This is a genomic window from Mycolicibacter heraklionensis (assembly GCF_019645815.1).
In the GTDB taxonomy this organism is placed as follows: domain Bacteria; phylum Actinomycetota; class Actinomycetes; order Mycobacteriales; family Mycobacteriaceae; genus Mycobacterium; species Mycobacterium heraklionense.
The window spans coordinates 2,970,556-2,997,279 of sequence record NZ_CP080997.1 but is presented as its reverse complement, the minus strand read 5'-3'; the positions used below and the strand labels follow the sequence as shown (position 1 = coordinate 2,997,279).

General features: G+C 68.8%; 29 protein-coding genes. 17 read left to right on the top strand and 12 right to left on the bottom strand.

What is annotated here, in order from left to right; genetic code table 11:
- The first annotated feature begins 112 nt into the window (after positions 1 to 112).
- Positions 113 to 2,671 carry an FtsK/SpoIIIE family DNA translocase gene (locus tag K3U94_RS14090; protein ID WP_220694104.1) on the top strand — a complete coding sequence of 853 codons (2,559 nt, stop codon included), beginning with the start codon at positions 113 to 115 and terminating at the stop codon, positions 2,669 to 2,671.
- 9 nt (positions 2,672 to 2,680) lie between these two features.
- Here the strand turns inward: K3U94_RS14090 and K3U94_RS14085 are convergent, their stop codons facing one another.
- Entirely contained in the window at positions 2,681 to 4,042 is a 1,362-nt protein-coding gene (locus K3U94_RS14085; RefSeq protein ID WP_220694103.1) for a wax ester/triacylglycerol synthase family O-acyltransferase, read from the bottom strand.
- Between the two features lie 183 nt (positions 4,043 to 4,225).
- On the opposite strand from K3U94_RS14085, the gene K3U94_RS14080 reads away from it, so the two are divergent.
- Entirely contained in the window at positions 4,226 to 4,735 is a 510-nt protein-coding gene (locus K3U94_RS14080; RefSeq protein WP_047318490.1) for a DUF421 domain-containing protein, read from the top strand.
- On the opposite strand, the gene K3U94_RS14075 is transcribed toward K3U94_RS14080, so the two are convergent.
- The gene (locus K3U94_RS14075; RefSeq protein ID WP_047318489.1) at positions 4,732 to 5,280 is read right to left on the bottom strand and encodes an amino-acid N-acetyltransferase; all 549 of its coding nucleotides are present in this window, start codon (positions 5,278 to 5,280) and stop codon (positions 4,732 to 4,734) included. The two genes, K3U94_RS14080 and K3U94_RS14075, sit on opposite strands and share 4 nt — an antisense overlap.
- A 31-nt stretch (positions 5,281 to 5,311) precedes the next feature.
- Here K3U94_RS14075 and pgsA point away from each other — a divergent pair, with 31 nt between their 5' ends.
- The 4 genes from pgsA to pspM all read left to right on the top strand — a co-directional run bounded on the left by pgsA (position 5,312) and on the right by pspM (position 8,246).
- Positions 5,312 to 5,908 carry a CDP-diacylglycerol--glycerol-3-phosphate 3-phosphatidyltransferase gene (gene pgsA / locus K3U94_RS14070; RefSeq protein WP_047318488.1) on the top strand — a complete coding sequence of 199 codons (597 nt, stop codon included), beginning with the start codon at positions 5,312 to 5,314 and terminating at the stop codon, positions 5,906 to 5,908.
- Positions 5,909 to 6,123: 215 nt separating this feature from the next.
- The gene (clgR, locus tag K3U94_RS14065; RefSeq protein WP_047318487.1) at positions 6,124 to 6,474 is read left to right on the top strand and encodes a transcriptional regulator ClgR; all 351 of its coding nucleotides are present in this window, start codon (positions 6,124 to 6,126) and stop codon (positions 6,472 to 6,474) included.
- Positions 6,475 to 6,580: 106 nt separating this feature from the next.
- Positions 6,581 to 7,405, top strand: a complete 825-nt coding sequence (gene pspA, locus K3U94_RS14060) for a phage shock protein PspA (protein WP_047318486.1) — start codon at positions 6,581 to 6,583, stop codon at positions 7,403 to 7,405.
- Positions 7,406 to 7,409: 4 nt separating this feature from the next.
- Positions 7,410 to 8,246, top strand: a complete 837-nt coding sequence (gene pspM, locus K3U94_RS14055) for a phage shock envelope stress response protein PspM (protein ID WP_220694102.1) — start codon at positions 7,410 to 7,412, stop codon at positions 8,244 to 8,246.
- Here the strand turns inward: pspM and K3U94_RS14050 are convergent.
- Positions 8,243 to 8,665: a DUF5313 domain-containing protein gene (locus K3U94_RS14050; protein ID WP_220694101.1), complete on the bottom strand. Its 423-nt coding sequence runs from the start codon at positions 8,663 to 8,665 to the stop codon at positions 8,243 to 8,245. The two genes, pspM and K3U94_RS14050, sit on opposite strands and share 4 nt — an antisense overlap.
- Positions 8,666 to 8,675: 10 nt before the next feature.
- Positions 8,676 to 9,122 (bottom strand): limonene-1,2-epoxide hydrolase family protein, encoded by a 447-nt coding sequence (locus tag K3U94_RS14045; protein ID WP_220694100.1) that lies wholly within the window; start codon positions 9,120 to 9,122, stop codon positions 8,676 to 8,678.
- A gap of 42 nt (positions 9,123 to 9,164) precedes the next feature.
- Here K3U94_RS14045 and K3U94_RS14040 point away from each other — a divergent pair, with 42 nt between their 5' ends.
- Together K3U94_RS14040 and K3U94_RS14035 are read left to right on the top strand one after the other, a co-directional pair.
- Entirely contained in the window at positions 9,165 to 10,337 is a 1,173-nt protein-coding gene (locus K3U94_RS14040) for a glycosyltransferase (RefSeq protein WP_220694099.1), read from the top strand.
- Positions 10,338 to 10,346: 9 nt separating this feature from the next.
- Positions 10,347 to 10,541: a DUF3046 domain-containing protein gene (locus K3U94_RS14035; protein WP_047318483.1), complete on the top strand. Its 195-nt coding sequence runs from the start codon at positions 10,347 to 10,349 to the stop codon at positions 10,539 to 10,541.
- Here K3U94_RS14035 and K3U94_RS14030 read toward each other — a convergent pair.
- Entirely contained in the window at positions 10,532 to 11,182 is a 651-nt protein-coding gene (locus tag K3U94_RS14030; protein WP_047318482.1) for a TetR/AcrR family transcriptional regulator, read from the bottom strand. The genes K3U94_RS14035 and K3U94_RS14030 overlap by 10 nt on opposite strands.
- 69 nt (positions 11,183 to 11,251) lie before the next feature.
- On the opposite strand from K3U94_RS14030, the gene K3U94_RS14025 reads away from it, so the two are divergent.
- From K3U94_RS14025 to recX, 3 genes are all read left to right on the top strand, one after another.
- Positions 11,252 to 12,475 (top strand): oxygenase MpaB family protein, encoded by a 1,224-nt coding sequence (locus K3U94_RS14025; RefSeq protein WP_220694098.1) that lies wholly within the window; start codon positions 11,252 to 11,254, stop codon positions 12,473 to 12,475.
- Positions 12,476 to 12,653: 178 nt separating this feature from the next.
- Positions 12,654 to 14,795, top strand: coding sequence for an intein-containing recombinase RecA (gene recA, locus K3U94_RS14020; protein WP_220694097.1), 2,142 nt, complete (start codon positions 12,654 to 12,656; stop codon positions 14,793 to 14,795).
- The gene (gene recX / locus K3U94_RS14015; protein ID WP_220694096.1) at positions 14,764 to 15,300 is read left to right on the top strand and encodes a recombination regulator RecX; all 537 of its coding nucleotides are present in this window, start codon (positions 14,764 to 14,766) and stop codon (positions 15,298 to 15,300) included. The genes recA and recX overlap by 32 nt, the downstream gene beginning before the upstream one ends.
- Positions 15,301 to 15,310: 10 nt before the next feature.
- Here recX and K3U94_RS14010 read toward each other — a convergent pair whose 3' ends face one another.
- From K3U94_RS14010 to K3U94_RS13990, 5 genes are all read right to left on the bottom strand, one after another.
- Positions 15,311 to 15,550, bottom strand: a complete 240-nt coding sequence (locus K3U94_RS14010) for an Rv1893 family protein (RefSeq protein ID WP_047318478.1) — start codon at positions 15,548 to 15,550, stop codon at positions 15,311 to 15,313.
- A gap of 62 nt (positions 15,551 to 15,612) precedes the next feature.
- The gene (locus K3U94_RS14005) at positions 15,613 to 16,425 is read right to left on the bottom strand and encodes an amino acid ABC transporter permease (RefSeq protein WP_220696802.1); all 813 of its coding nucleotides are present in this window, start codon (positions 16,423 to 16,425) and stop codon (positions 15,613 to 15,615) included.
- Positions 16,426 to 16,493: 68 nt separating this feature from the next.
- Positions 16,494 to 17,171, bottom strand: a complete 678-nt coding sequence (locus tag K3U94_RS14000; RefSeq protein ID WP_047318477.1) for an amino acid ABC transporter permease — start codon at positions 17,169 to 17,171, stop codon at positions 16,494 to 16,496.
- Complete coding sequence (locus K3U94_RS13995; protein WP_082133992.1) at positions 17,168 to 17,998, bottom strand: glutamate ABC transporter substrate-binding protein; 831 nt, start codon at positions 17,996 to 17,998, stop codon at positions 17,168 to 17,170. Before K3U94_RS13995 ends, K3U94_RS14000 begins: the two co-directional genes overlap by 4 nt.
- Positions 17,998 to 18,756, bottom strand: coding sequence for an amino acid ABC transporter ATP-binding protein (locus K3U94_RS13990; protein ID WP_275564530.1), 759 nt, complete (start codon positions 18,754 to 18,756; stop codon positions 17,998 to 18,000). The genes K3U94_RS13995 and K3U94_RS13990 overlap by 1 nt, the downstream gene beginning before the upstream one ends.
- Positions 18,757 to 18,882: 126 nt before the next feature.
- Here K3U94_RS13990 and miaB point away from each other — a divergent pair, with 126 nt between their 5' ends.
- Both miaB and K3U94_RS13980 read left to right on the top strand, forming a co-directional pair.
- A complete protein-coding gene (gene miaB, locus K3U94_RS13985; RefSeq protein WP_220696800.1) occupies positions 18,883 to 20,322 on the top strand; it encodes a tRNA (N6-isopentenyl adenosine(37)-C2)-methylthiotransferase MiaB in 1,440 nt (479 codons plus the stop codon).
- A complete protein-coding gene (locus tag K3U94_RS13980; protein ID WP_047318474.1) occupies positions 20,319 to 20,915 on the top strand; it encodes an Rv2732c family membrane protein in 597 nt (198 codons plus the stop codon). Before miaB ends, K3U94_RS13980 begins: the two co-directional genes overlap by 4 nt.
- Before the next feature lie 22 nt (positions 20,916 to 20,937).
- Here the strand turns inward: K3U94_RS13980 and K3U94_RS13975 are convergent, their stop codons facing one another.
- Together K3U94_RS13975 and K3U94_RS13970 are read right to left on the bottom strand one after the other, a co-directional pair.
- Complete coding sequence (locus K3U94_RS13975) at positions 20,938 to 21,393, bottom strand: SRPBCC family protein (protein WP_220694095.1); 456 nt, start codon at positions 21,391 to 21,393, stop codon at positions 20,938 to 20,940.
- A gap of 81 nt (positions 21,394 to 21,474) precedes the next feature.
- Positions 21,475 to 22,806 carry a DUF349 domain-containing protein gene (locus tag K3U94_RS13970; RefSeq protein ID WP_220694094.1) on the bottom strand — a complete coding sequence of 444 codons (1,332 nt, stop codon included), beginning with the start codon at positions 22,804 to 22,806 and terminating at the stop codon, positions 21,475 to 21,477.
- Between the two features lie 477 nt (positions 22,807 to 23,283).
- On the opposite strand from K3U94_RS13970, the gene K3U94_RS13965 reads away from it, so the two are divergent.
- From K3U94_RS13965 to miaA, 4 genes are read left to right on the top strand one after another with little or no spacing between them, the layout of a single operon-like run.
- Positions 23,284 to 24,165, top strand: a complete 882-nt coding sequence (locus K3U94_RS13965) for a DMT family transporter (RefSeq protein WP_220694093.1) — start codon at positions 23,284 to 23,286, stop codon at positions 24,163 to 24,165.
- A 57-nt stretch (positions 24,166 to 24,222) separates the two neighbouring features.
- Positions 24,223 to 25,140, top strand: a complete 918-nt coding sequence (locus K3U94_RS13960) for a DMT family transporter (protein WP_047318470.1) — start codon at positions 24,223 to 24,225, stop codon at positions 25,138 to 25,140.
- Between the two features lie 10 nt (positions 25,141 to 25,150).
- On the top strand, positions 25,151 to 25,819 hold the full coding sequence (locus K3U94_RS13955; protein ID WP_220694092.1) for a class III extradiol ring-cleavage dioxygenase family protein: 669 nt from the start codon (positions 25,151 to 25,153) through the stop codon (positions 25,817 to 25,819).
- A complete protein-coding gene (gene miaA, locus K3U94_RS13950) occupies positions 25,816 to 26,721 on the top strand; it encodes a tRNA (adenosine(37)-N6)-dimethylallyltransferase MiaA (RefSeq protein ID WP_220694091.1) in 906 nt (301 codons plus the stop codon). Before K3U94_RS13955 ends, miaA begins: the two co-directional genes overlap by 4 nt.
- The last annotated feature ends 3 nt before the right edge of the window (positions 26,722 to 26,724 follow it).

Sequence of the window (26,724 nt, the reverse complement as noted above, 5' to 3'; positions counted from 1 at the left end):
GGGATTCACCGGCCACCCTACCCAGCCCCCAGCCGGATGCGCGGTGAACCGATCGGCCGGGGCCAGTGTGGCTTATGGTGCAGATGGGGTAATTGCGACTAGGCTTGCCGACATGGCTAGTAAGACCGCTACTAGTAGGGCCCCCGCGCGTTCCGGCGCCCGAACGACCAGGGCCAAAGCCGGTCCCAAGGCCGCCAAAGGTGGATCGCGGCCCGCCCGGTCCCGCTCGGCGGCCAAGCCCCGCCGCGCCACCCGGCAGCATTCGGGTCCCGTGGCGCTCGGGATGGCCTGCGGGCGCCTCGCCCGCGCCACCTGGCTGATGGTGGCCAAGGGCGCCGGCAGCGCGGCACGCTCGGTGGGCCGTGCCCACGACATCGACCCCGGCCATCGCCGCGACGGCATAGCACTGGCTTTGCTGGGATTTGCCGTGGTGACCGCCGCCAGTTGCTGGTTGGACGCCGCCCGGCCGCTCGGTGCGTGGGTCGACACCGGCCTGCGCACCGTGATCGGCGGCGCGGTGGTGTTGCTTCCGGTGCTGGCCGCGGCCGGCGCCGTGCTGCTGATGCGCACCGAACCCGCCCCGGAGAACCGGCCCCGGCTGATCCTCGGGTCGGCCATGATCGGGCTGCCGATCCTGGGTCTGTGGCACCTGTGGTCGGGTTCCCCGCAGAGCCCCGACGGCCGTCTGCATGGCGCCGGTTTTGTCGGGTTCGCGATCGGTGGGCCACTGGCCGACGGACTCACGGCGTGGATCGCCGCACCGCTGTTGTGCATCGGCGTGCTGTTCGGCGTCCTGTTGCTGACCGGGACCACGCTGCGCGAGGCGCCCGAAACCTTGCGCACCATGTTCCGCGGTGACTACGGCGACGACTACTACGACGATTACGACGACTACGACGATCAGGCGTACTACGACGACGAGCCCTACGAGGACGCCGATTTGGGTGCGTCGGCCGGCGGCACCAGCCGGTTCGGAGCCCTCGAGCCAGACGTCACCGACGACACCCCGGACTGGCAGTCGCGCACCCCGCTGGACAACTACCCGCTCGACGAAGAGCCCGCTGCTGCGCCGCCCCCGGTGAAACCCGCTCGCCGCAAGACGCCCAAGGAACCCAAGACCGCCAAACCCACCGACACCACCGTCGTGCTCGACCGGGTGGTGGAGGGCCCCTACACGCTGCCGGCGCTGAGCCTGCTGGTCGCCGGCGACCCACCGAAGACCCGCACCGCCGCCAACGACCAGATGGCCGACGCCATCACCTCGGTGCTGGAGCAGTTCAAGGTCGACGCGGCGGTCACTGGCTGCACCCGCGGTCCCACCGTCACCCGCTACGAGGTGGAGCTGGGTCCCGGGGTGAAGGTCGAGAAGATCACCGCCCTGCAGCGCAATATCGCCTACGCGGTGGCCACCGAGAGCGTGCGGATGCTCGCCCCGATCCCGGGCAAGTCCGCCGTCGGTATCGAGGTGCCCAACACCGACCGCGAACTGGTGCGGCTGGCCGACGTGCTGACCGCGCCGTCCACCCGCGGCGACCACCACCCGCTGGTGATCGGGCTGGGCAAGGACATCGAGGGCGACTTCATCTGCGCCAACCTGTCCAAGATGCCGCACTTGCTGGTGGCCGGCTCCACCGGCTCGGGTAAGTCCAGCTTCGTCAACTCGATGCTGGTGTCGCTGCTGGCGCGGGCCACCCCGGAAGAGGTCAGGATGATCCTGATCGACCCGAAGATGGTGGAACTCACTCCCTACGAAGGTATTCCGCACCTGATCACCCCGATCATCACCGAGCCGAAGAAGGCCGCGGCCGCGCTGGCCTGGCTGGTCGAGGAGATGGAGCAGCGTTACCAGGACATGAAGGCGTCCCGGGTGCGCCACATCAACGACTTCAACGCCAAGGTGCGCTCCGGGGAGATCACCACACCGCTGGGCAGCGAACGGGTCTACCGGCCCTACCCCTACATCCTGGCGGTCGTCGACGAGCTCGCCGACCTGATGATGACCGCCCCCCGCGACGTCGAAGACGCGATCGTGCGGATCACCCAGAAGGCCCGCGCTGCCGGCATCCATCTGGTGCTGGCCACCCAGCGGCCGTCGGTGGACGTCGTCACCGGCCTGATCAAGACCAACGTGCCGTCCCGGCTGGCGTTCGCCACCTCGTCGCTGACCGATTCCCGAGTCATCCTGGACCAGCCGGGCGCGGAGAAGCTGATCGGCATGGGCGACGGCCTGTTCCTGCCGATGGGCGCCAACAAGCCGATCCGGCTGCAGGGTGCGTTCATCTCCGACGAGGAGATCCAGGCCGTCGTCAGCGCCTGCAAGGACCAGGCCGAACCCGAGTACACCGAGGGCGTCACCGCGGTGAAGCCCAGTGGGGATCGGGCTGACGTCGACCCCGACATCGGCGACGACATGGAGGTCTTCCTGCAGGCCGTCGAGCTGGTGGTGTCCAGCCAGTTCGGCTCCACCTCGATGCTGCAGCGCAAGCTGCGGGTGGGCTTCGCCAAGGCCGGGCGGCTGATGGACCTGATGGAGACCCGCAGCATCGTCGGCCCCTCCGAGGGCTCCAAGGCCCGGCAGGTGCTGGTCAAACCGGATGAGCTGGCGGCGACGCTGATGGCCATCCGCGGTGGCGGCTCACCCGACGACGATGGCGGCGACGACGAGTTCTAGGCGGGCCGGCTACGCGCTGTGTACCAGGGTGAGCCCATGCCAGTCGCGCAGTGGCTTGCGGCGTTTGCTGCGCGCCACCAGCCGGGCCACCGCGGATTCCAGCCCGCGGGCCAGCTCGTCGACACCGGCGAACTCGAAGTCGGCCAGCACCCCGATGAAGAGGTTCCCGGCGTAACTGAGGATCGACACGCCGGTGCGAAGCTGCATCGCGATCGGTGGCACCGGCAGCACTTGAACCACGTCGCAGCCCATGATCTGCAACGGCTCCACCGGGCCGGGGACACTGGTCGCCAACGCCACGACGCCGCGCTGGGGGAACCGGCCGAGCAACCGCGCCGCCCAGGACGACAACGAGACAGGGAAGAGCCCGGCCGCCGACATGACCGCGCGCCCGGCGTAGCGCTGCCCGCCGACCTTGGCCTGCGACAGTCGGTAGCGCACGGTCAGCAGCCGCTGAACCGGGTTCGACTCCTCGATCGGCAGACTCGGCAACAGCAACGAGACCCGGTTGTCGGGCTCGGGTGCTTCCGCAGACCTCATCGATACCGGCACCAGGGTGCGCAGCGAATCGGGTTGGGGCACTTCACCGCGCCGGATCATGAAGTCGCGGTAGCTGTCGGTCAGAGCCGCCAACACCACGTCGTTGACGGTCACGCCGAAACGTTGGCAGATCTGCTGGACATCGTCGAGCGAGACCCGCGCGGCGCTATAGCGGCGCCGGCTGGTGATCGGCCCGTTCGGTGACGACGCGGCCGGTTGCAGCACACCGGCTGCGAGCTCAACGACGCCGCGCAGGTTGTAGAGCCAATGCACCGGGTTGAGGTCCAGCAGCGGTCGGCCGTGCGCCGGTCGCGCCGTATCGTGCGGCGCTCCGGCGGCCGGTGCACGGTGGTGGGTGACGCCGTTGTCCGATAGGCCGGTGAGCATGTGTGCGGTGGCGCTGGCGTCGGCAATGCAGTGGTGGACCTTCATCAGCAGCGCCCAGCGGTCACCGCTGAGCCCGCCGATCACCCAGATCTCCCACAGCGGACGGTCGCGGTCCAGCCGCCAGGACATCACGTCGGCGACCACCCCGTGTAGCTCGGCGTCCCCGCCTGGAGTCGGCACCGCGACCCGACCGATGTGGTGGGCGATGTCGAAGTGGGGGTCGTCCACCCATTCCGGTGCGCCCAGATCCAAGGCATGGCGCACCAGCCGCTGCCCGAACCGGGGGCACCCGCGCAGACGTTCGGCCAGTGTCGCCACCAGCTCGGAGTGCTCCGGCAGCGGCCCGTCCAACACCGCCAGTGTTCCGGTGGCCATGCTGACGTTGTGGTCGGAATCCTCAACGCCCAGGAAGCCGGCGTCCAAGGGGGTCAGGTGCTCGGCCATGGCTACCTCCAGTTATCTGCAACTGTCAGTATCACTATCGCTTGTCCGGGCGGTGCCGCGGCAGGGCCGGAAGTCCCCAGCTGGGCGCGCTCGACGTGCGCCGGACACGGACCGGACACGGACCGGCCACACACCAGACACCGGTGGTTTTCCCGGGCCGGGTTGTGCGCGTAATCTCGCCACGTGGATTGGGCACGACTTTTCTCTTTCGACACACCTCCGTCGGAGATCTTTATCCGCGGAACTGTCATCTACATCGCGATTTACGCATTGCTGCGGGTGGTATTGAAACGTGAGGCGGGCACCAACGGCATCACCGATCTGATCGTTGTCGTGCTGATCGCCGACGCGGCGCAGAACGGCATGGCCGGCGGCTACCGATCGATCAGCGACGGCATCCTGCTCGTCGGGGTGATCATCGGCTGGTCCTACCTGCTGAACTGGATGGCGCACCGCTGGCCGTCGGTGGCGAGGCTGCTGCGGCCGGGGCCGCTGCTGGTGATCTACGAGGGCGCGTTCCTCTACGCCAATATGCGCAAAGAGATGATCACCGAGGAGCAGGTTCGCGAGCAGGCTCGCAAACAGGGGATTGCGGACCTTTCCGTCGTCCGTGAGGGCCGGATGGAATCCGACGGGCAGTTCAGCTTTCTCGTCGGCGCGACACGCCGGATCCGCGACATGGTCGCCGACTAAAGGATCAGCAACATCCGGGTGTTGCCCAGGGTGTTCGGCTTGACGTAGCTCAGGTCCAGGAACTCGGCCACGCCGACGTCGTAGGAGCGTTGCATCTCCTCGAACACCTCGGCAGTGACCGGCGTTCCGTCGATCTCGGTGAAGCCGTGCCGGGCGAAGAACTCGGTCTCGAAGGTCAGCACGAACAGCCGCTGCAACTCGAGCTCGCGGGCGACCTGCAGCAGGCGGTCGACGATGGCGTGTCCGATACCGCGACCGGTCAGGGTCGGGTCCACCGCGATCGTGCGTACCTCGCCGAGGTCCGACCACAACACGTGCAGGGCACCGCAGCCCACCACCTGCCGATCGGCGTCTTCTGCCACCCAGAATTCCTGGACCGCCTCATACAGCGTGACCAGGTTCTTTTCCAACAGGATCTTGCCGGCGTAGATGTCCACCAACTTCTTGATCGCCGGAACATCCGAGGTGCGCGCGCGCCGAACCAGGGGCTGCCCCGCCGGTCGATCCGCCGCAAGATTCACAGCTGCACAGTATCGGTTTCTCATTTCGGGCTGGGCAACAGATAGTCTGACTGCCGTGTCGGGGCAGCCTAAAACCGGTCCAACGGTGACGCATGTCCCGGTGGTCAATCTTGCGAACGCGTTGACCGTCCTGCGGTTGGGACTTGTTCCGGTCTTCTTGCTGGCGCTGTTCGCCGAGGACGGCCACGATCCGAAGACCCGTATCGCGGCGTTCGTCATCTTTGCCGTTGCCATCATCACCGACCGGCTGGACGGCACTCTGGCGCGCAACTACGGCATGGTCACCGAGTTCGGCACGCTGGCCGACCCGATCGCCGACAAGGCGCTGATCGGCGCAGCGCTGATCGGTCTGTCGATGCTGGGTGACCTGTGGTGGTGGGTGACGGTGCTGATTCTGGTCCGGGAGATCGGGATCACCCTGCTGAGGTTCGCCGTGCTGCACCGTGGCGTGATCCCAGCCAGCCGCGGCGGCAAGCTCAAGACACTGGTGCAGGCCATCGGTATCGGGCTGCTCATCTTGCCGATGGAAGGCCCCTGGCTGGTGACCGCCTGGACGGTGATGGCCGCGGCGGTGATCCTGACGGTGCTGACCGGCGTGGACTACGTGGTTTCGGCGGTCACTGACCTGCGCAGCGGATCGGGCGCAAGCTGACCCGAATGAAACCGGCGGTTCAGCGACGCTCGACGGAGGAGAGGCGAAGCTGGGACCGCCGAATGAAACCGGCGGTTCAGCGAGGCTCGACGGAGGAGAGGCGAAGCTGGGACCGCCGAATGAAACCGCCGTTTCGGGAACCCTTACGGGCGTAGCGCGCGTTGACCTTGGTGACTGTCAGATTTCCAGGGTTGACCCGTAAGGGGGAGTGCACGATGACGACATTGCTGCGGGAGTCGGTCGGCGAGGTGCTGCGCCAAGCCCGGACTGCCCAGGGCCGCACGCTGCGTGAGGTGTCGGACTCGGCGCGGGTCAGCCTCGGTTACCTCTCCGAGGTCGAACGGGGCCGCAAGGAAGCGTCCAGTGAGCTGCTCAACGCGATCTGCGCGGCGTTGCGGATCCCGTTGTCGACGGTGCTCTTCGACGCCGGAACCCGGCTTGCTCAGGCGGAGCGGGCCGAACTGAGCGCGCGGTCCGCCCGCAGCGGCGCAGTGACCCGCATCGATGCCGGCACCAAGGTGGTGATCCCGCCGATTCGTACGCTGGCATCGGTGGCCTCGGCGTGACGCGCCCGGCCTGAACACCCACCCGAGCACCGTTGACCCGATAAATTGATCACCGGTACCGGCGGTAGTGCGACAACACTGGAAAACAAGCAGACGGAGCTGACTGATGGCCAACCCGTTCGTCAAGGCGTGGAAGTACCTGATGGCGCTGTTCAACTCGAAGATCGACGAGCACGCCGATCCCAAGGTGCAGATCCAGCAGGCGATCGAAGAGGCGCAGCGCCAGCACCAGGCTCTGACCCAGCAGGCCGCGCAGGTGATCGGCAACCAGCGGCAGTTGGAGATGCGGCTGAACCGGCAACTGGCCGACATCGAGAAGCTTCAGGTCAACGTGCGCCAGGCCCTGACCTTGGCCGACCAGGCCACGGCCGCCGGGGACGCCGCGAAAGCCACCGAGTACACCAACGCCGCGGAGGCGTTCGCGGCCCAGCTGGTCACCGCCGAACAGAGCGTCGAAGACCTCAAGGCGCTGCACGACCAGGCGCTGTCGGCGGCGATGCAGGCCAAGAAGGCCGTCGAGCAGAACGCCATGGTGTTGCAGCAGAAGATCGCCGAGCGCACCAAACTGCTCAGCCAACTCGAGCAGGCCAAGATGCAGGAGCAGGTCAGCGCCTCACTGCGCTCGATGAGCGAGATCGCCGCTCCCGGAACCACTCCCAGCCTCGACGAGGTGCGTGACAAGATCGAACGGCGCTACGCCAACGCGATCGGAGCGGCCGAGCTGGCGCAGGGTTCGGTGCAGGGCCGGATGCTCGAGGTCGAGCAGGCCGGTGTGCAGATGGCCGGCCACTCCCGGCTGGAGCAGATCCGGGCGTCCATGAGGGGCGAGTCGCTGCCCGCGGGTGGAGCCGCCACCGCCCCCGGCCAGGCCACCCCGGCCACTCCGCAGTCCGGCGCCAATCCCACTCCCGAGAACCCGCTGGGACGCTAGTCAGGTGGCCGCCGTGCTCCGAGGCAGCGCTCGGCACCCACTGCTGCAGCGCGCCGTAGACCGTGCCAGCGAGGCTGCCGACATCCTCGCCGACAAGCTGGGTGCGATCGCCGACCCGCGGGCCAGGATGCTGCGCAAGCGCCGGTGGGCGCTGCGGCTGGGCCTGTTCTTCGCTGCCACCTGCGGATTCTGGACGCTGGTGACGGCCGTGCTGGCATCGTGGTCGACGCCGGTGTGGGTGCTGCTGATCACCGGGCTGGTGGCCGCGGGGGCGGCGGCGCCGGCGACGCTGTTGTTGCTGCGCTACCGCTGGCTGCGCGCGGCGCCGTTGCCGGCCGTGCGGTCCACCGCCGCGCGGCGCCTGCCGCCGCCCGGCTCGGCGGCACGACCGGCGATGTACGCCCTGGGCGCCTCCGAGCGCGGGATGATCTCGCTGCTGGGCGTGCTCGAGCGCGGCCGGCTGCTGCCCGCCGACGAGATCACCGAACTGACGGCCGCGGTCAACCGCGCCGCGTCGACCATGGCCGCCACCGCGGCTGAGGTGGTGTCCATGGAGCGCGCCGTGCAGCACAGCGCCCAGTCACGTCAGTACCTGGTGCCGACCATTAACGCGTTCACCGCTCAGCTCAGTGCCGGTGTTCGCCAGTACAACGAGATGGTCACCGCCGCAGCGCAATTGGTGGCCTCGGCCAACGACGGCGCGTCGACGTCTACCGGCGATCCGGCGAACTCTCCGATGTCGCAGCGGCGCTACCGTGAGGAGCTGGTCGGCGCGACCGAGAAGATGCTGGGCTGGGCGCAGGCATTCGACGAACTGGCTGAGTTGCCGCGGGTCGTCTAGATATCGTCGCTGCGCTGATCGACCGATTCCGGCCGCGGACCGTAGCGTTCGACGTAGGACCGGTGAATGTGGGCGTCGCGCTGGCGCTTGCGTGCGTTGGCCAGCTCCGGGTCCAGACCGTGCATCCGCAGCATGTGCGTGCGCCATACCTTGTTGAGCGCGTGCGCGAACAGAATCACCATGAACCAGATCGGAAACGTCATGCTGAAACGCGTCATGAAGTCTGTCGGAAAGAACCAGAACGGGATCAGGATGAGCGTCGTCGGCACGGCGGCGCGCAGGATCATCCGGACCGTGGCACCCGGGCCGGCCAGGTCGTTGCGGACCCAGTCCAGCAGCTCTGGGGGCAACGGGCGTCCGTAGCAGTACCGGAGGTACTGGATCGGGCTTGGGCGCGCAGGCTTCGGACTTTGACGCACAGAGCTGACCCTAGAACGTCGGTCGCAGCGCCGGGAACACGGTGGCCGCGACCGCCCGCAGCGTCGCCTTGAACATGTCGAAGAAGTCGAAGTAGTCGCGCCACAACGTGATACGTCCGTGGTGGACCTCGAAGACCCCGCACACCCAGAACTGCAGCCGCAGCGGTCCGAATGTCAGCGCGTCGGTGCGCTCGGTGAGCACCGCCGAGCCGTCGGCGGCGATGCGGTGGGTCTTCACGTCGAATGTCCCCCGGCCAGACAAGCGCCGGAACACCGCGACGGTGGCGCTGCGGCCGTAGATGGTCGGCATCCCGACGTTCTGGTACACCACGTCCTCGGCGAGTGCCGCGGCCGCCGTGTCGAGATCGTCGTCGCGCAGGGCGTCGAGGAAGGTCTCTACGGTGCGGATGTTGGCGGCGGCCTCGACAGCGCTGGGCTGGCCAGTCAGTTCGGTCATGCCTGCCACCCTAGGCCTGTGGGGCTGTGGCACGGTAGGCCGATGCGAGTCGTAGTGGTAGCCGGCCCAGATCCCGGTCACGCGTTCCCGGCGATCGCGCTGTGCAAGCGCTTCGTGGCGGCCGGGGACACGCCGACGCTGCTGACCGGGGTGCAGTGGCTCGACACCGCGCGTGCTGCCGGGGTGGACGCCGCGGAGCTGCTGGGACTCGATCCCACCGCGGCCGATGACGACGCGGACGACGGGGCAAAGCTGCATCACCGCGCGGCGCGGATGGCGGTGCAGAACCGCGATCAGCTGAGGGCTCTGGCGCCCGATCTGGTGGTCTCCGACGTGATCACGGCCTGTGGGGGAATGGCCGCCGAGCTGCTCGGCATCGGCTGGGTCGAACTCAGCCCGCACCCGCTGTACCTGCCGTCGAAGGGACTGCCGCCGATCGGCAGCGGGCTGGCGCCGGGAACCGGGGTGCGCGGCCGGCTGCGGGATGCGGTGATGCGCTCGCTGACGGCACGCTCGGTGCGCAGCGGTCTGCGCCAGCGCGCCGAGGCGCGGGTCGGTATCGGCCTGCCGGGTCACGACCCCGGGCCGCTGCGGCGCCTGATCGCCACCCTGCCCGCACTCGAGGTGCCGCGGCCGGACTGGCCCGCCGAGGCCGTCGTCGTCGGGCCGCTGCACTTCGAGCCCACCGAACAGGTGCTGGCCGTGCCGCCGGGTTCCGGCCCGCTGGTGGTGGTGGCGCCGTCCACCGCATCGACCGGGGCCGCCGGGCTGGCCGAGCTCGCCCTGGAGCATCTGGTGCCCGGTGCCGGACTGCCCGACGGCGCCCGGCTGGCGGTGTCGCGCCTGGGTGGCCCGCCGCTGGAGCTGCCGTCGTGGGCCGTCGCCGGGCTGGGTCGCCAGGACGAACTGTTGACGCACGCCGATGTGGTGGTCTGCGGCGGCGGGCACGGGATGGTGGCCAAGACGCTGCTGAGCGGGGTGCCGCTGGTGGTGGTGCCCGGTGGCGGCGATCAGTGGGAGATCGCCAATCGCGTGGTGCGCCAGGGCAGCGGGCGGCTGATCCGGCCGTTGACCGGGCCGGCCCTGGCCGAGGCGGTGGGCGCCGTCTTGGCGTCGCCGAGCTACCGCGACGCCGCGCGGCGGGCCGCAAGCACTGCCACCGACGTCGCGGATCCGGTACGGGTGTGCCACGACGCACTGTCGGGCACTGGGTAGGTTGGGTGAGTGCGCCTGACCGAATTCCACGAACGGGTCACGGCGCGTTTCGGTGCCGCTTACGGCACCTCGGTGCTGGCAGACCACGTGCTGGCCGCGGTGGGCGGACGCACCGCGGCGCAGGCCATCGAGGACGGTGTGGAGCCGCGTGATGTCTGGTGGGCGCTGTGTTCCGACTTCGACGTGCCGCGCGATCAGTGGTGAGGCTGATCGCTGCGCGCCACGATGCTGCGGACCAGGGCGACGGACAGGTCTGAGCAGACCGCGGCCAGTTCGGTCGTGCTCTCGACCGGGTTCGCGAGCCAGGTTTCGATGATCTGGTTGACGCCGCCGACGATGAACAGCGCACCGCGGCGTAACTCCTCGGGCGCGAGGTCCTGACCGTCGAGAACTCCCGGGGCATGTTCGACGATGGCGTCGGTGATCATGTCGAGGATGCCCGCACGATGCTCGTTGAGCCCCGGGATCGCGGACAGGTCGCTGGTGGCGATGCGGTGGATGCAGGGGTCGGCGGCGATGAGGTCGAGAAAGGCCGTCAGCGCGGACCGGAGTTTGTCCGAGAGCGTGCCGGGGTCGCCGACGCCGGCGGTGACCATCGCTTCGAGCAGCTGGTCGCGGACGTCGTCGGAGACCGCAAAGAACAGCGCGTCCCGACTGGGAAACTGCTCGTAGAAATAGCGCGGGGTGAGCCCCGCGGCCGTGCACACGCCGCGGACCGTGACCTCGCCGATGCCCGATTCGCCCCAGATCTGGCGGCCGGCAGCCAGCAGCTTGCTACGGCGCTCGGCGCGGCGGTCCACCGCGCTGATGCCGCCGTAGTCACGCACCACCTCAGGGCGTTTCATTGACATCACCCTACTCGCGGCCCTAAATTCGGAATACGGATGTTATCCAAAATAGCTGGAGGCCGCCCGATGAACGCACCCGCACCGGTCATCCCTACCCGCCATCCGGTGAGCCCGGGCCCGATTCCGTCCGGTATTCGGATGATCGCGACGGCGATGGGTATCGCCAAGCCCACGGCCGAGCAGTGGGATCGGATCGGTGCTGCGCTGACCGTCGGCGACGAGCCGATGGCGCGGCTGGTCGAGTGGATGTCGAGTGCCGGCACCAACGAGACCCGCCCGATCTTCGAGCGGGTACTTGCCGACGGCCTGGCCGCCGTGCCGGACGCGCCCGAGCCGCTGCGGGAGTTCTTCGGCGAGTTCGAGCCGATCCCGGACTGGGTGGATCTGGACCGGGTGCGACGCGGCCAGCGGGTGCTGTGCCGGGGCGGCGCCGACGGCACCTACATCGCGCGGGACGTCTCGTTCCTGGGCGGCTACCAGTTCTCCTCGTTCAACCAGACCCTGCTGCGCACCGGTGTGCTGGAGAAGGGCTCGAACAAGCGATTCGCCGAGACCCTGCAATGGGCACTGGACATCACCGCCGAAGGGGGCCTGGACCCGCTCGGCGTGGGCTATCAGGCCACCATCCGGGTGCGTCTGATCCACGAGTACGTCCGCCGGCACGTGGCCGCGCTGCCGGACTGGCGCGCTGACGAATGGGGCCTGCCGGTCAACCAGACCGACATGGCCGCCACCCTGGTGGGAGCCCTGATCGCGCCACCCATCGGCGGGGTGGGATTCGGACTGCTGCTGTCTCGGCGCGACTGTGACGACATCGCGCATATGGCCCGCTATGTCGGCTGGCTGATGGGGCTTCAAGACGAGTGGCTGCCCCGCAACTTCCGGGACGGGGTGCGCATCCTCTACCACACCCTCGGTGCGCTCTCGAGACCCGACGAGACCACCAGGCAGCTGGCGGTGCCGATGGCCGACGACCCGCTGGCCTGGCATTACCGCCGATTGCCCGGATTGCGTCGGCGCATCGCGCGAGCTCAGCATCTGTCGGTGACGAGCGGCTTTCTGGGGCCGCGGACGATGCGCGAGCTGGGTCTGCCGCCCTACGTGCCGCCGTGGTACCAGTTGGTGCGTATGCCGGTCAACCTGGTCCGCAGCGCGGCCCTGCTGCTGCCGGGTGGGGCGCGGCGCGCGGCCGTTCGCGGCCGGCGCGAGCAGGAGGCGTTCATGCGCACCATGATGGGTGCCGACGACACCACCATCGGAGCTTCCGCGCACGTCATGGCGGTGGCCTAACCTCGCGTGGAAAGTCGGCACGCCGACACGCCGCGTGTCTGACTTGATTCGAACATTCGTTCGCCTACTGTGGAAGCAGTTCGTTCGGCCTGACGGGTCTGTCAGACCCCGTCGCTAGCGTCACGGCCAACCGACCGAGAACCGGTCAACCGAACTACCGAACCACAGGAGAGGCATCATGGCGCAAGCGCCCGATCGCGAAAAAGCACTCGAACTGGCGATGGCCCAGATCGACAAGAACTTCGGCAAAGGCTCGGTGATGCGCCTCGGGGACGAGGTGCGTCAGCCGATCTCGGTCATCCCGACCGGCTCGATCGCCCTGGACGTGGCTCTGGGCATCGGCGGCCTGCCCCGGGGCCGGGTCGTCGAGATCTACGGCCCGGAGTCCTCCGGCAAGACCACCGTGGCGCTGCACGCGGTGGCCAACGCCCAGGCGGCCGGCGGGATCGCGGCGTTCATCGACGCCGAGCACGCACTGGATCCCGAATACGCCAAGAAGCTCGGCGTGGACACCGATTCGCTGCTGGTGTCCCAGCCCGACACCGGCGAGCAGGCGCTGGAGATCGCCGACACGCTGATCCGCTCCGGCGCACTGGACATCCTGGTCATCGACTCGGTGGCCGCCCTGGTGCCGCGCGCGGAGATCGAAGGCGAGATGGGGGACAGCCACGTCGGCCTGCAGGCCCGGCTGATGAGCCAGGCGCTGCGCAAGATGACCGGCGCGCTGAACAATTCGGGCACCACCGCCATCTTCATCAACCAGCTGCGGGAGAAGATCGGGGTGATGTTCGGGTGCATGAACTACAGCACCCGCGTGACTCTCGCCGACGGAACGACAGAGAAGATCGGCAAGATCGTCAACAACAAGATGGACGTCGAGGTGCTGTCCTACGACCCCGACACCGATCGCGTGGTTCCGCGCAAGGTGGTCAACTGGTTCGACAACGGACCCACCGAGCAGTTCTTGCAGTTCACGGTTGAGAAGTCCGGTGGGAACGGCAAATCGCAGTTCGCCGCGACGTCCAACCACCTCATTCGCACTCCGGGGGGCTGGACCGAAGCCGGTGAGATCATCGCCGGCGACCGGGTTCTGACCGCGGAACCGCACCTGCTCAGCGACCAGCAATTCCAGGTTGTGCTTGGTTCGCTGATGGGCGATGGGAGCCTCTCGCCCAATCGACGCGACCGCAACGGCGTCCGGTTCCGGCTGGGGCACGGCGCCAAGCAGATCGAGTACCTGCAGTGGAAGACCGCGCTGATGGGCAACATCGGCCACTCGGTGCGGGAGAACGCCAAGGGGGCGACTTTCGTCGACTTCAAGCCACTGCCCGAGCTGGGGGAATTACAGCGCGCGGTGTATCTCGGGGACGGCAAGAAGTTCCTCTCCGAGGACTATCTCAAGGCGCTCACTCCGCTGGCGCTGGCCATCTGGTATATGGACGACGGTTCATTCTCCCTGCGTTCCAAGGGATTGCAGGAACGCACCGCCGGCGGCAGCGGGCGCATCGAGATCTGCGTCGAGGCGATGACGGAAGGCACCCGGACCCGGTTGTGCGACTATCTGCGCGACACCCATGGCCTGGATGTGCGCCTGCGTTCGTCGGGCTCGGCAGGTAAAGCGGTGCTGGTGTTCTCGACTGCGGCGACCACCCAGTTCCAGGAGATGGTGGCGCCTTACATGGCCCCGTCGATGGAGTACAAGCTGTTGCCGCGATTCCGGGGTCAAAGTGCCGTGACACCGCAGTTCATCGAGCCCACCCAACGGCTGGTGCCGTCTCGGGTGCTGGATGTGCACGTCAAACCGCCCACTCGCTCGATGCACCGCTTCGACATCGAAGTGGAGGGCAATCACAATTACTTCGTCGACGGGGTGATGGTGCACAACTCGCCCGAAACCACCACGGGTGGAAAGGCTTTGAAGTTCTACGCCTCGGTGCGCCTGGATGTTCGGCGGATCGAGACCCTCAAGGACGGCACCGACGCGGTCGGCAACCGCACCCGGGTCAAGGTGGTCAAGAACAAGGTCTCGCCGCCGTTCAAGCAGGCTGAGTTCGACATCCTCTACGGCCGGGGCATCAGCCGTGAGGGCTCACTGATCGACATGGGTGTGGACCAGGGCTTCATCCGTAAGTCCGGCTCCTGGTTCACCTACGACGGCGAACAGCTGGGGCAGGGCAAGGAGAACGCCCGCAACTACCTGCTGACCAACGTCGACGTGGCCAACGAGATCGAGAAGAAGATCAAGGAGAAGCTCGGTATCGGCGCCGTGCTGACCGATGAGCTGGCCGATGAAGTCCTGCCCGCCCCCGTCGACTTCTGAGCCGGTCGAGGCAGCAGGGCCCAAACGCGAGGAGCAGGCGAAGTCACTGTGCCTTCGCCTGCTCACCGCCCGGGCCCGCACCCGCGCCGAGCTCGCCGGCCAGCTGGCCCAGCGCGGCTACCCCGACGACGTCAGTGACCGGGTGCTGGACCGGCTGGCCACCGCCGGCTTGATCGATGACGCCGATTTCGCCGAACAATGGGTGCGGTCCCGGCGCGAGCACGCGGGCAAAGGGCGCAAGGCGCTGGCCGCCGAGCTGCGCACCAAAGGCGTCGACGAGGACGTGATCGCCGGAGCGCTGGACGGCATCGACGCCGCCGCCGAGCGTGACCGGGCCGAGCAACTGGTGCATGCCAAGCTTCGCCGGGAGACGCTCGGCGACGACGACGTGAAGATCACCCGCCGGCTGGTGGCTATGCTCGCCCGGCGCGGTTACAGCCCGTCGATGTCCTATGACGTGGTCAGCACCGAATTGGCCGCTGAACGAGAACGTCGCCGGGTGTGAGGGGTCTCCGCTAGGCGTCTTCCTCGGCCTCGGCTGCTTCGGCCTCGTCCTTGCCGGTGAAGGCTTCCCGGGTCCGCTCCACGGCGTGCGTGGCGATCTCCATGGAGTCCGCGACGATCGCGTTCACGCCGCCGGAGACGTCGCCGCGAATGATGTCGCTGGCGTCCTCGACGATGTCCGAGGCCTTCTCTACGGCGTGAGCGGCGATGTCGCGTGCGGCGTTGAATGCGTCCTTGGGGGTGATGGCCATCCGAGTCTCCTGTCGTAGCTGTCGAGTCTGACTCTAGACGCCGGGCACCGTGCGCGCAGTGTCTAAACGACCCGGGCGCCGGGGGTGCCCTCCGGCTCGATTGTGGCCGCCTCCAAGGCGGAGTGGCGGGCCCGGCGCAGCCGGCGCTCCAGCCCGATGGCGCCGGCCGACAGCACCAGGTTTCCGCTGATCATCAGTGCCGCGATCACCAGCAGTGCGGGCAGGTAATTGCTGTACTGGGAGCCGACGACGGTGCCTTGGCGCACCATCTCGACAAACGTGATCTGGTAACCGATGGCGGTGTCCTTGAGCACCACCACCAGTTGCGAGACCAGCACCGGCAGCATTGCGGTGACGGCCTGCGGCAGCAGGACCAGCCGCATCGACTGGCCCCAGCCCAGCCCCAGTGCGGCGGCCGCCTCGCCCTGCCCGCCGGGCAGGGCGTTCACTCCGGCTCGCACGATCTCGGCGATGACGGCTCCGTTGTAGAGGGTCAGGCCGGTGACCACCCCGGCCAGTGCGATCTGCTGCGGCGGGAATGCGTTGAGCAGGCCATAGACGAAGTAGGCGAAGATCATCATGATCAGCACGGGAATCGCCCGGAAGAATTCCACCACCACCGCACAACTCCAGCGAACCGGCCTGGCCTGCGACAGCCGGCCGACTCCGAGGCCGACCCCGAGGATCAGCGCGAGACCGATGGACCAGGCCGCCGCGGTCAGCGTGCCCACCACCCCGGGCAGCACATAGGTCCGCCACAGGTCCGCGGTCAGAAACGGCGTCCACTTCTCCGCGGCCAGTTGGCCTTTGGCTGACATCCGCGAGTACAGCACCCAGCCCAGCAGTCCGGCCGCCAGGACCGTCGCCACTGACATGGCGCGGTAGCGGGCGCGGGCCCGCGGCCCCGGAGTGTCGAACAGCACCGTCGCGCGGGGTGCGGGCCTCACCGCGACACCGCCCAGCGCCGGCCCAGATATCCGAACAACAGGCCCAGCGGCAGGGTGAGCACGACGAAGCCGGCGGCGAACACCGCACCCACCCCGAGCAACGCCGCGGTGTTCTCGGTCATCGACTTCATCAGCAGCGCCGCCTCGGCGACCCCGATCGCTGAGGCCAGCGTGGTGTTTTTCGTCAACGCGATCAGCACCGAGCCCAGCGGGATGATCACAGCCCGAAAAGCCTGGGGAAGCAAGATGATCCGCAGATTCTGGGTGAAGCTCAGTCCCAGCGAGCGGGCGGCCTCGGCCTGCCCGATCCCCACGGTGTTGACACCGGAGCGCACCGCCTCGCAGACGAATGATGCCGTGTACACGCTCAGCCCGAGCACCGCCAGCCGAAAGTTGCTGTCGTCGATCGACGTTGGCGACTGCGGGTCGGTCAGGGTGACTCCCAGTGTCTGGGCCAGGCCGAACGAGCACAGCAGCAACAGCAGGGTCAGCGGGGTGTTGCGCACCAGATGGACGTAGCCGCCGCCGAGCCACCGCAGCACCGGCACCGGAGCCAGTCGCATCGCAGCCAATCCGGTGCCCAAGACCAGCGCGAGAGTGCCGGACAACACCGCCAACTCGACAGTGACGGTGAAGGATTGGAGGATCTGGCCCCGATACTCGTCGAACATCATCGGCTGATCGGGGGAGGCTCGGGCACCGCGAACCCGGCGGGGCCGAAGTTGTCCACGAACGCCGCCCGCCACGAACCGTCGCGTTCCATCTCTTCGAGGGCGTCGTTGATCCGCTGCCGCAACCCGTCGTTGCCCTTTTGCACGCCTATCCCGTAGAGCTCTTCGGAAAATCGCTCGCCCACCAGCTTGAAGGCTCCGGGGCTCTGGGCGGCGTAGCCGGCCAGGATCACATCATCGGTGGTCACCGCGTCGATCGCACCGTTGCGCAGGGCCTCCACACAAGCCGAGTAGGTGTCGTAGCGCTGCAGCTGCACGCCCGGGTAGCGGTCCTTGATCCGCTGGGCCGGGGTCGAGCCCGACACCGAACACAGTTTCTTGTGTCGCTGCAGCGACGCGGTACCGGCGATGTCGGTGTTGTCGGCGCGCACCAACAGCGACTGCCCGGTCAGCAGGTAGGGACCGGCGAAGTCGACCTTCTGGCGCCGGGAATCGGTGATCGAATAGGTGGCCACCAGGAAATCGACCTGGCCGTTGCGCAGCAGCATCTCGCGCTGGCCGGACGGGGCTTCGATCCAGGTGATGCGGTCGGGCGGGTAACCCAGCCGGGCTGCCACGTAGCGGGCCACGTCGACATCGAATCCGCTGAGCGTGCCGTCGGGCCTCTTGACGCTCAATCCGGGCTGGTCGAACTTGACGCCGACGGTGATCTTGCCGCTGTCATGGGGCGCACACGCACCGCAGAGCGCAGCCAGTGCCGACGCCAGAAGTGACGCCAGAAGTACGGCACAGACCCGTGCCAGCACGTGCAGGGTTCGCGCCGTCAGCATCAGTGGTCGAGGACCTTGGCGAGAAAGTCTTGGGCGCGTGCGGATTTCGGAGCGCCGAAGAACTCCGCGGGGGCGGATTCCTCGACGATGGCACCGTCGGCCATGAACACCACCCGATCGGCTGCGCGGCGGGCGAAGCCCATTTCGTGGGTGACCACCACCATGGTCATCCCGTCGTCGGCCAGCGTGGTCATCACATCGAGCACTTCGCTGATCATCTCCGGGTCCAGGGCGCTGGTCGGCTCGTCGAACAGCATCACTTTCGGGTTCATCGCCAGTGAACGTGCGATCGCCACCCGCTGCTGCTGTCCGCCGGACAACTGGGCCGGGTGTTTGCCGGCCTGATCGGCCACCCCGACCCGCTCCAGCAGGGCCATCGCCTGGCGCTGCGCCTGGACCCGGGACATCTTGTGCACCTTCATCGGTGCCAGTGTGACGTTGTCCAGGATGGTCTTGTGCGGAAACAGGTTGAACGACTGGAACACCATGCCGACCTGGGCCCGCAGCCGGGCCAGCGCCGCGCCTTCAGCCGGCAGCGGCTGCCCGTCGACGGCTATCGCGCCGGAGTCGACGACTTCGAGTCGGTTGATGGTGCGGCACAGGGTGGACTTGCCCGAGCCCGACGGGCCGAGGATCGCCACCACCTCGCCGCGGGCGACCTCGAGGTTGATGTCTTTGAGCACATGCAGGCCGCCGAAGTACTTGTTGACGTCTCGGATGGCGATCATCGGCACCGGATCCGGTCCGCCGCTGGTCATGGGATCTGACCCTACCCAGGAAGCCACCGCGGAGACGCCGCTATCGGCCGGGTCACTCCCACCGACTCGGGCGTCACCCGCCGCCGTACCATAGACCGGGTGAGTTCGCCGGCGATTTCCGAACAGATGCGCACCTACGAGGTGCGTACCTACGGCTGTCAGATGAATGTTCACGACTCCGAACGCATTGCCGGCATGCTGGAGGCGGCCGGTTACCGCCGCGCCTCCGCCGACGCCGACGCCGACCTGGTGGTGTTCAACACCTGCGCGGTGCGGGAGAACGCCGACAACAAGCTCTACGGCAACCTGAGCCACCTGGCCCCCAACAAGCGCAGCAACCCCGACATGCAGATCGCTGTCGGCGGCTGCCTGGCGCAAAAAGACAAGGACAGCGTGCTGAGTCGCGCGCCGTGGGTGGACGTCGTCTTCGGCACCCACAACCTGGGGTCGTTGCCGGCGCTGCTGGAGCGTGCCCGGCACAACCGGAGCGCCCAGGTCGAGATCGTCGAATCGCTGCGGGAGTTCCCGTCGTCGCTGCCCGCCGCCCGGGACTCGGCCTATTCAGCCTGGGTGTCCATCTCCGTCGGCTGCAACAACAGCTGCACCTTCTGCATCGTGCCGTCGCTGCGTGGCCGCGAGGTGGACCGCAGCCCCGACGACATCCTCGCCGAAGTACGGGCGCTGGCCGCCGAAGGCGTCCTGGAGGTGACCCTGCTGGGCCAGAACGTCAACGCTTACGGTGTCTCGTTCGCCGACCCGGACCTGCCGCGCGACCGCGGTGCGTTCGCGTCGCTGCTGCGGGCCTGCGGGGACATCGACGGCCTGGAGCGGGTCCGCTTCACCTCCCCGCATCCCGCCGAGTTCACCGACGACGTCATCGAGGCGATGGCGCAGACCCCGAACGTCTGTCCCACACTGCACATGCCGCTGCAGTCCGGCTCGGACCGGGTGCTGCGGGCGATGCGCCGCTCCTACCGGGCCGAGCGCTACCTGGGCATCCTCGACCGGGTCCGGGCCGCCATCCCGGACGCGGCCATCACCACCGACCTGATCGTCGGGTTCCCCGGTGAGACCGAGCAGGACTTCGCCGAGACCCTCGAGGTGGTGGCCGCGGCCCGGTTCTCGGCCGCGTTCACCTTCCAGTACTCCAAGCGGCCCGGAACCCCGGCCGCCGAGCTTCCCGATCAACTGCCCAAAGAGGTTGTCCAGCAACGCTACGACCGGCTGATCGAGCTGCAGGAACAGATCTCGTGGGACGAGAATCGGGCCCAGATCGGGCGCACCGTCGAACTGCTGGTGGCGGTCGGTGAGGGCCGCAAGGACGCCCAGACGGCGCGGATGAGCGGCCGAGCGCGCGACGGCCGGCTGGTGCACTTCGCTCCGGGAACCGCGCAGGTGCGTCCCGGCGACGTGGTGACCACGACGGTGACCGGTGCGGCGCCGCACCATCTGCTGGCCGACGGCGCTCTGCTGAGCCACCGGCGCACCAGGGCCGGTGACAGTCATGCCCAACCAGCGCCCGGTGTCGGACTGGGCATGCCCAAGATGCCGGAGGTGGCGCGATGAGCGGCCGCGGGGACAACCAGCACGACTTGGAGGCCTACCGCGCCGACATGGAAGCCGCCGAACGGCGCGTCGCCGGGGAAATCGACCCCGGCGGCCGAGGGCTGGTCGTCGCGATCTGCGTATTCGTGCTGCTGGGGTCGTTCCTGTTGCCGCACACCGGCTCGGTCCGCGGCTGGGACGTCCTGTTCCCCGGCGACGGCACCGACGAAGCCCTGGTGACGCTGCCGTCGCAGCTGTTCATGTGGTTGGCGTTGGTGTTCGGGGTGGGGTTTTCGCTGCTGGCCTTGGTGACCCGGCGCTGGACGGTGGCCTGGGTGGCGCTGGCGGGCTCGGCGGTGGCCAGCGCCGTGGGGCTGCTGGCCGTGTGGGCCCGGCAAACCGCCGTACAAGGCCACCCGGGCCCGGGCTTCGGACTGATCCTGGCCTGGATCACGCTGATCGTGCTGACGTTTCACTGGGCGCGCGTGGTCTGGTCACGCACCGCGCTGCAGCTCGCCGCCGAGGCCGAGCGCAGGCAGAGCACCGCGCAGCTGCAGTCACGAAACCTGTTGGACGACCTCAGCCGTCCCGAGGACCAGCCGCCGGGCGAGTAGGCCCGTCCTCGGCACGGCTTGATCAGCGTCGGGGCACGTCTCCGCGCCAGGCACCGGTTTCGGCGGGCTGGTTCTCGATGAAGTCCTTGAACCGCTTGAGATCCGCATGGACCCGGTGGTCGAGGATGTTCAGCTTGTCGGCCACGTTCTCCAGGACGCCATCGGGGTCGATGTCCATCTGAGTGGTCACCCGGGTGGTGCCGTCATCGATCTTGTGGAACGTGACCACGCCGCCGTGGCTCGGCCCGGTGTCGGATCGCCACGCGACCCGTTCTTCGGGATGTTGCTCGGTGATGGTCGCGTCGAACTCGCGCGACGCGGGACCCACCTTGATCTTCCAGTGCAAGTGGGTGGGGTCGCGCTGTTGTACCTGTTCGACGCCCTCCATGAACTTCGGGAACGACTCGAACTGCGTCCACTGGTTGTAGACCGTCCGGATTGGGCGCTTGACGTCGAGTGCTGCGGTGATATTGCTCATCTGCCACCTCCAGTGAGTTGGTTGTTGCCGTCACTGGGGGTGGTAGCCCGAGGTCGCCGATGCTCAAACATCGGCCGGTCGTCAGCGCCGGTTGAGCGCCTGCTCGGCGGCCTGGGCCCATTGCCGCCACTGCTCGGCGTTGGCGCTGGCCTCGGCGGCCTCCTTGGCGCGGCCCGCAGCCTGTGCCTTGAGTGCCTGACGTTCGAACTGTTCGGCGCGGATACGGAACTGCGCGGCCCGCGCTTCGGCTTCGGGGTCCACCACGGCTGCCTCGGCGGCGGCACCGGCGTCGCGCACCTTTTTCTCCACCGCCCGCAGTCGCCGTTCCAGCTCGGCGGAACGTTCCCGGGGCGCCTTGCCGAGGGCATCCCACTTGGTGACGATCGAGCGCAGGGCGGCACGCGCGGCGTTCTGGTTGGACGGGTCGATCCGCTCCGCCTCGGCCAGCAGGGCCTCCTTGGCGGTGGCATTGGCTTCCAGCTCGGCGTCACGTTCGGCGTTCGCGGCGTTCCGGGCGGAGAAGAACGTGTCCTGGGCGGCCTTGAACCGCTGCCACAGTGCCTCGTCGACGTCCTTCGAGGCCCGCCCGGTCGTCTTCCAGGTGGCGAGCAGCTGCCGGAACGTGGCGCTGGTCGCTGCCCAGTCGGTGGAACCGGACAGTTCTTCGGCGCGCTTGCACAGCCGTTCCTTCTCCTCGCGCGCCCCGGCCCGGCCGCGGTCGAGGTCGGCGAAGTGCGAGCCGCGCCGCCGGTTGAAGCCGTCCCGCGCCGCGGCGTAGCGCTTCCACAGCGCGTCATCGACCTTGCGGTCCAGGCCGGTGATCGTGCGCCACTCGTCGAGAATGGCCCGCAGCCGGTCGCCGGTGGCCTTCCACTGCGTCGAGTTCGCGGCCAATTCCTCGGCTTCGGCCGCCAGCGCCTCCTTGCGTGCGGTCGCCGCCGCCCGCTGCTCATCGCGCTGCGCGCGCCCGGCTGCGGCGACGGTGTCGGCGTGGTCGCTGACCGCCGCGATCCGCGCCGCCAGCGCCTCGATGTCACCGAGCACGCTGGCCGTCGGCAACTGCTCGGCCAGTGCCGCCGCGGATGCCTTGATCTTGCGGGCGTCACCGCTGCCGGATGTCAACCGCTCCTCGAGCAGGGTCACTTCGGTGCTCAGGTCGTCGTAGCGGCGGCCGAAGTGGGCGAACGCGGCCTCAGGGTCACCGGCCTGCCAGGAGCCGATCTGCCGCTCGCCGGTCGAGGTGATGAGCCACACCGTGCCGTCATCGTCGACCCGCCCGAATCGATGCGGATCAGCGGTGCGCGGCCCGATGACGACCGGGGCAGGCCGGGCACCCGGTTTGGGTCCGGGGCGGGGCCCTGGACGCGGACCCGGGCGTGGGGCGGGGGCGGACGAACCGCTGTCAGTGGTCATCGCTGTCGTCACCTAACCCTTCGCGGGATAACCCGCGCATCTGCCGCGCACCGCGGCGCCTTCGATCTGCCTAGAAGCATTCAAGAGTATTGAAGCAGTTGCCCGCCACACTGCGCCGCCAACTCGGCGGTTCAGCGAGGCTCGACGGAGGAGAGGCGAAGCTGGGACCGCCGCATGAGCACCGCGGTTCAGCGAGGCTCGACGGAGGAGAGGCGAAGCTGGGACCGCCGCATGAGCACCGCGGTTCAGCGAGGCTCGACGGAGGAGAGGCGAAGCTGGGACCGCCGCATGAGCACCGCGGTTCAGCGAGGCTCGACGGAGGAGGGGCGAAGCTGGGAGCGCCGCTTGGACTGGGCGGTTCAGCGAGGCTCGACGGAGGAGAGGCGAAGCTGGGACCGCCGCATGAGCCGGGCGGTAGCCTGTCCGATCGCCACCGGTGTAATCCGCGGCACCCGCAGACTCCCGAGGAGGCCGGCAATGGCGAAAGAGACCGTCGCCGTGCTGCTTGCACTGGGGGCGGCGCTGTTCAGCGCGATCAGCGACGTGATCCAGCAGCGCAGCGCCCACCGGGTTGGTGACCAGGGGATCGGAGCCGCAGCGCTGTTCGCCCGGCTGTTGACCGACCGGCGGTGGTGGGTCGGCACCATGTCAGGCCTGGTGGGTTTGGGTCTGCAGGCCGTGGCTCTGGGACTCGGGTCGGTACTGCTGGTGGAGTCGGTGCTCGTCACGTCGCTGTTGTTCGCGCTGCCGCTCGGGGCCCGCCAAGCCGGTCGCCGCCTGGGGCGTTCGGTCTGGCTGTGGTCGGCGCTGCTGGTGGCGGCCGAGTCCATCATCATCACCGTCGGTCATCCCACTGCCGGACAGGCTCGGGCCTCGCTGGAGTCCTGGGTCTGGGTCATCGCGGTGCTGGCGCCGACCGTGTTGCTGTGCCTGATCGGGGCGCGGGCCTACGCGGGACGCGCGGCGGCGGCCGTGCTGCTGGCGGCGGTGTCGGCGATCTCGTGGGGCATCTTCGCGGTGCTGACCAAGGGAGTGGTCGACTTGATCGGCCACGGCCCGCGCGCGTTGCTCGCGGCACCGGAGCTGTACGCATGGGGAGCCGTCGCCCTGGCCGGCGCGGTATATCAGCAATCGTCGTTTCGGGCCGGCTCCCTGACAGCCTCGTTGCCGACGATCACGGTGTTGGAGCCCATGGTGGCCGCGACGCTGGGCATGGTCCTGCTCGGCGAGGTGCTCAAGCCCGGCCGCGATGCCGTGTTCACCCTGGCGTTGGCGGTGGCCACGCTGGTCGCCGCGGTCGCGGCGCTCTCGCGTGACCAGGCGGCCACCGCGGGCGACCCGGCCGTCGCTGCGGCCTAGCGGTTACCCGGCGGGAAGGTGAACAGCGGGTATCGTTGCCCCTCTGAGGAGGGGGTCATGTCGACAGGAAACGTCCTAGCGGCGTTGCTCGCGCTGTGCGCTGCATTGGCGTCCGCGATCGGCGACGTGATCCGCCAGCGGTCGGCCCAGGAGATCACCGACCAGCAGGTAGGCCACCTGGAGCTGTTCTGGCTGTCGCTGCGCGACCCGCGGTGGTGGGGTGGCGGTGCTGCGGCGGTGGCCAACTACGCCCTGCAGGCGGTGGCGCTGGCGGTCGGTTCGGTGATGCTGGTCACCGGTTTGCAGGTGACCGCGCTGCTGTTCGCGCTGCCGATGTATGCCTGGCTGACCCATCGCCGGGTGACCAACTGGGAATGGATCTGGGCCATCCTGCTGGCGTCGGCGCTGGCGGTGGTGGTGGTCGTCGGCGACCCGACCGAAGGCAAGCGCCACGCGCCGGCGATCACCTGGATCATCGTGTCGGTGGTGCTGGCGGCGGTGCTCGTGGGCTGTGTGCTGGCCGCCCGGATCTACAAGGGCCGGCCGGCCGCGGCGGTACTGCTGGCGGTGGTGGCCGGTACCTCGCTGGCGGTGTTCGCCTTGCTGACGAAGGTTCTGGTAGAGGTGCTCAAGGCCGACGGCGTCGCCGCGGTGCTGCGGGCACCCGCCCTGGCGCCCTGGCTGGTGGCGACGCTGGCCGGGATGATCTTCCAGCAGTCGGCGTTTCGGGCCGGTGCGCTGACCGCGTCCATGCCGACCATGACCGTGGCCAAACCGCTGGTGGCCAGTGCGCTGGGCGTACTGCTGCTCAACGAGACCATTCAGGCCGGCGGCGCAGAGGACGTTGCGGTCATCATCGGGGTGGTGCTGATCGTGATCGCCACGGCGGCACTGGCCCGCGGTGAGGCAGCCACTATCGTCGCCGATGCCGGCGCCGACCTGGCCGAGCCGGTGGCTGCGCCGACCAGCAGCTAGCTTGGGTGCCGTGCTGGGACCGATCGCGATCATGCCGTCGGCGCCGGTGCTGGTGCCCGAGCTGGCCGGCGCCGCCGCCGAGGCCGCCGAGTTGCGGGCCGCAGCGCTGGTCGCTGCCCGGTCGCTGCCGGCCCGCTGGGTGGCCGTCGGTGCCGGACCGGATGCGGTGTACGGGCCCGACAGTGCCGGCAGTTTCGCCGGATTCGGCGCCGACGTCGCGGTGCGGTTGTCACCGGGCGCCCAGCACCCCGTCGATCTGCCGTTGTGTGCACTGGTCGCCGGATGGGTGCGCGGTCAGGTCTGTCCGGACGCCGAGGTGGTGGTGCACTGCTGCGCCGATCCGGGCGCGGCGTTGGCCACCGGTGGGCGGCTGCGCGCCGAGATTGACCGAGGTGGCGAGCTCACCGGCGTGCTGGTGCTTGCCGACGGCGCCAACACCGTGACCCCGGCAGCCCCGGGCGGGCACCACCCGGCCGACGTCGAGTGCCAGCGCGCCCTGGACGACGCGCTGGCTGGTGGCGACGTCGCCGCACTGACCGGGTTGCCGCCGCAGGTCGTCGGGCGGGCGGGGTTCGCGGCCCTGGCCGGGCTGGTCGGCACCGCACCGCGCGGTGTCACACAGCTCTACCGCGACGCCCCGTACGGAGTCGGCTACTTCGTGGGGGTGTGGCAGCCGTGAGGCCGATCGCGGTCGTCGGGCCGACCGGCACCGGCAAATCACAACTGGCGCTGGACCTGGCCGCGCGGTTGGGCGGCGAGATCGTGAACGCCGACGCCATGCAGCTCTACCGCGGCATGGACATCGGCACCGCGAAACTGCCGCCGGCCGAGCGGGGTGGCATCCCGCATCATCAACTCGATGTGCTCGACGTCGTACAGACGGCGACGGTGGCCCGCTATCAGCAGGCCGCGGCGGCGGATGTCGAGGCGATCATGGACCGCGGCGCGGTGCCGATCATCGTCGGCGGGTCGATGCTCTATCTGCAGGCCCTGCTCGACGACTGGTCCTTCCCGGCCACCGATCCGGTGGTGCGAGCCCGCTACGAGCAGCGGTTGGCCGAGGTCGGGGTCGCCGCGATGCATGCCGAACTGGCCGGCGCCGACCCCGCTGCCGCCGCGGCAATCCTGCCCACCGACGGCAGGCGGATCGTGCGGGCGCTGGAGGTGGTGGAGCTGACCGGGCAGCCGTTCGCCGCCTCCGCACCCACTATCGGCGCGCCGCGCTGGGACACCGTGATTCTCGGATTGGACTGCGACACAGTCATTCTCGATGAGCGATTGGCGGCCCGCACCGACACCATGTTCGCTCAGGGGCTGGTCGCCGAAGTCCAGGGACTGCTGGAGTCGGGGTTGCGGGACGGGGTCACCGCCGCCAGAGCATTGGGCTACGCCCAGGTGATCGCCGACCTCGACGCCGGGGGCGACGGCGCCGGCGCCCGGGAACCGACGTTCATCGGCACTCGCCGCTACGTACGCCGGCAACGATCCTGGTTCCGCCGCGACCACCGCATCCAGTGGCTCGATGCCGCGGCCGGCGGCCTGCTGGACGCCGCGCTGGCCGCGGTGCGGCACGTATCCTGAGCA

Excerpts from the sequence above, each read along its gene's own strand:
- K3U94_RS14090 (WP_220694104.1), top strand. The coding sequence starts at position 113 with ATGGCTAGTAAGACCGCTACTAGTAGGGCCCCCGCGCGTTCCGGCGCC.
- K3U94_RS14085 (WP_220694103.1), bottom strand. The coding sequence starts at position 4,042 with ATGGCCGAGCACCTGACCCCCTTGGACGCCGGCTTCCTGGGCGTTGAG.
- K3U94_RS14075 (WP_047318489.1), bottom strand. The coding sequence starts at position 5,280 with ATGAGAAACCGATACTGTGCAGCTGTGAATCTTGCGGCGGATCGACCG.
- clgR (WP_047318487.1), top strand. The coding sequence starts at position 6,124 with ATGACGACATTGCTGCGGGAGTCGGTCGGCGAGGTGCTGCGCCAAGCC.
- pspA (WP_047318486.1), top strand. The coding sequence starts at position 6,581 with ATGGCCAACCCGTTCGTCAAGGCGTGGAAGTACCTGATGGCGCTGTTC.
- K3U94_RS14045 (WP_220694100.1), bottom strand. The coding sequence starts at position 9,122 with ATGACCGAACTGACTGGCCAGCCCAGCGCTGTCGAGGCCGCCGCCAAC.
- K3U94_RS14040 (WP_220694099.1), top strand. The coding sequence starts at position 9,165 with ATGCGAGTCGTAGTGGTAGCCGGCCCAGATCCCGGTCACGCGTTCCCG.
- K3U94_RS14030 (WP_047318482.1), bottom strand. The coding sequence starts at position 11,182 with ATGAAACGCCCTGAGGTGGTGCGTGACTACGGCGGCATCAGCGCGGTG.
- K3U94_RS14025 (WP_220694098.1), top strand. The coding sequence starts at position 11,252 with ATGAACGCACCCGCACCGGTCATCCCTACCCGCCATCCGGTGAGCCCG.
- recA (WP_220694097.1), top strand. The coding sequence starts at position 12,654 with ATGGCGCAAGCGCCCGATCGCGAAAAAGCACTCGAACTGGCGATGGCC.
- recX (WP_220694096.1), top strand. The coding sequence starts at position 14,764 with ATGAAGTCCTGCCCGCCCCCGTCGACTTCTGAGCCGGTCGAGGCAGCA.
- K3U94_RS14010 (WP_047318478.1), bottom strand. The coding sequence starts at position 15,550 with ATGGCCATCACCCCCAAGGACGCATTCAACGCCGCACGCGACATCGCC.
- K3U94_RS14005 (WP_220696802.1), bottom strand. The coding sequence starts at position 16,425 with ATGTCAGTGGCGACGGTCCTGGCGGCCGGACTGCTGGGCTGGGTGCTG.
- K3U94_RS14000 (WP_047318477.1), bottom strand. The coding sequence starts at position 17,171 with ATGATGTTCGACGAGTATCGGGGCCAGATCCTCCAATCCTTCACCGTC.
- K3U94_RS13995 (WP_082133992.1), bottom strand. The coding sequence starts at position 17,998 with ATGCTGACGGCGCGAACCCTGCACGTGCTGGCACGGGTCTGTGCCGTA.
- K3U94_RS13990 (WP_275564530.1), bottom strand. The coding sequence starts at position 18,756 with ATGACCAGCGGCGGACCGGATCCGGTGCCGATGATCGCCATCCGAGAC.
- miaB (WP_220696800.1), top strand. The coding sequence starts at position 18,883 with ATGCGCACCTACGAGGTGCGTACCTACGGCTGTCAGATGAATGTTCAC.
- K3U94_RS13980 (WP_047318474.1), top strand. The coding sequence starts at position 20,319 with ATGAGCGGCCGCGGGGACAACCAGCACGACTTGGAGGCCTACCGCGCC.
- K3U94_RS13975 (WP_220694095.1), bottom strand. The coding sequence starts at position 21,393 with ATGAGCAATATCACCGCAGCACTCGACGTCAAGCGCCCAATCCGGACG.
- K3U94_RS13970 (WP_220694094.1), bottom strand. The coding sequence starts at position 22,806 with ATGACCACTGACAGCGGTTCGTCCGCCCCCGCCCCACGCCCGGGTCCG.
- K3U94_RS13965 (WP_220694093.1), top strand. The coding sequence starts at position 23,284 with ATGGCGAAAGAGACCGTCGCCGTGCTGCTTGCACTGGGGGCGGCGCTG.
- K3U94_RS13960 (WP_047318470.1), top strand. The coding sequence starts at position 24,223 with ATGTCGACAGGAAACGTCCTAGCGGCGTTGCTCGCGCTGTGCGCTGCA.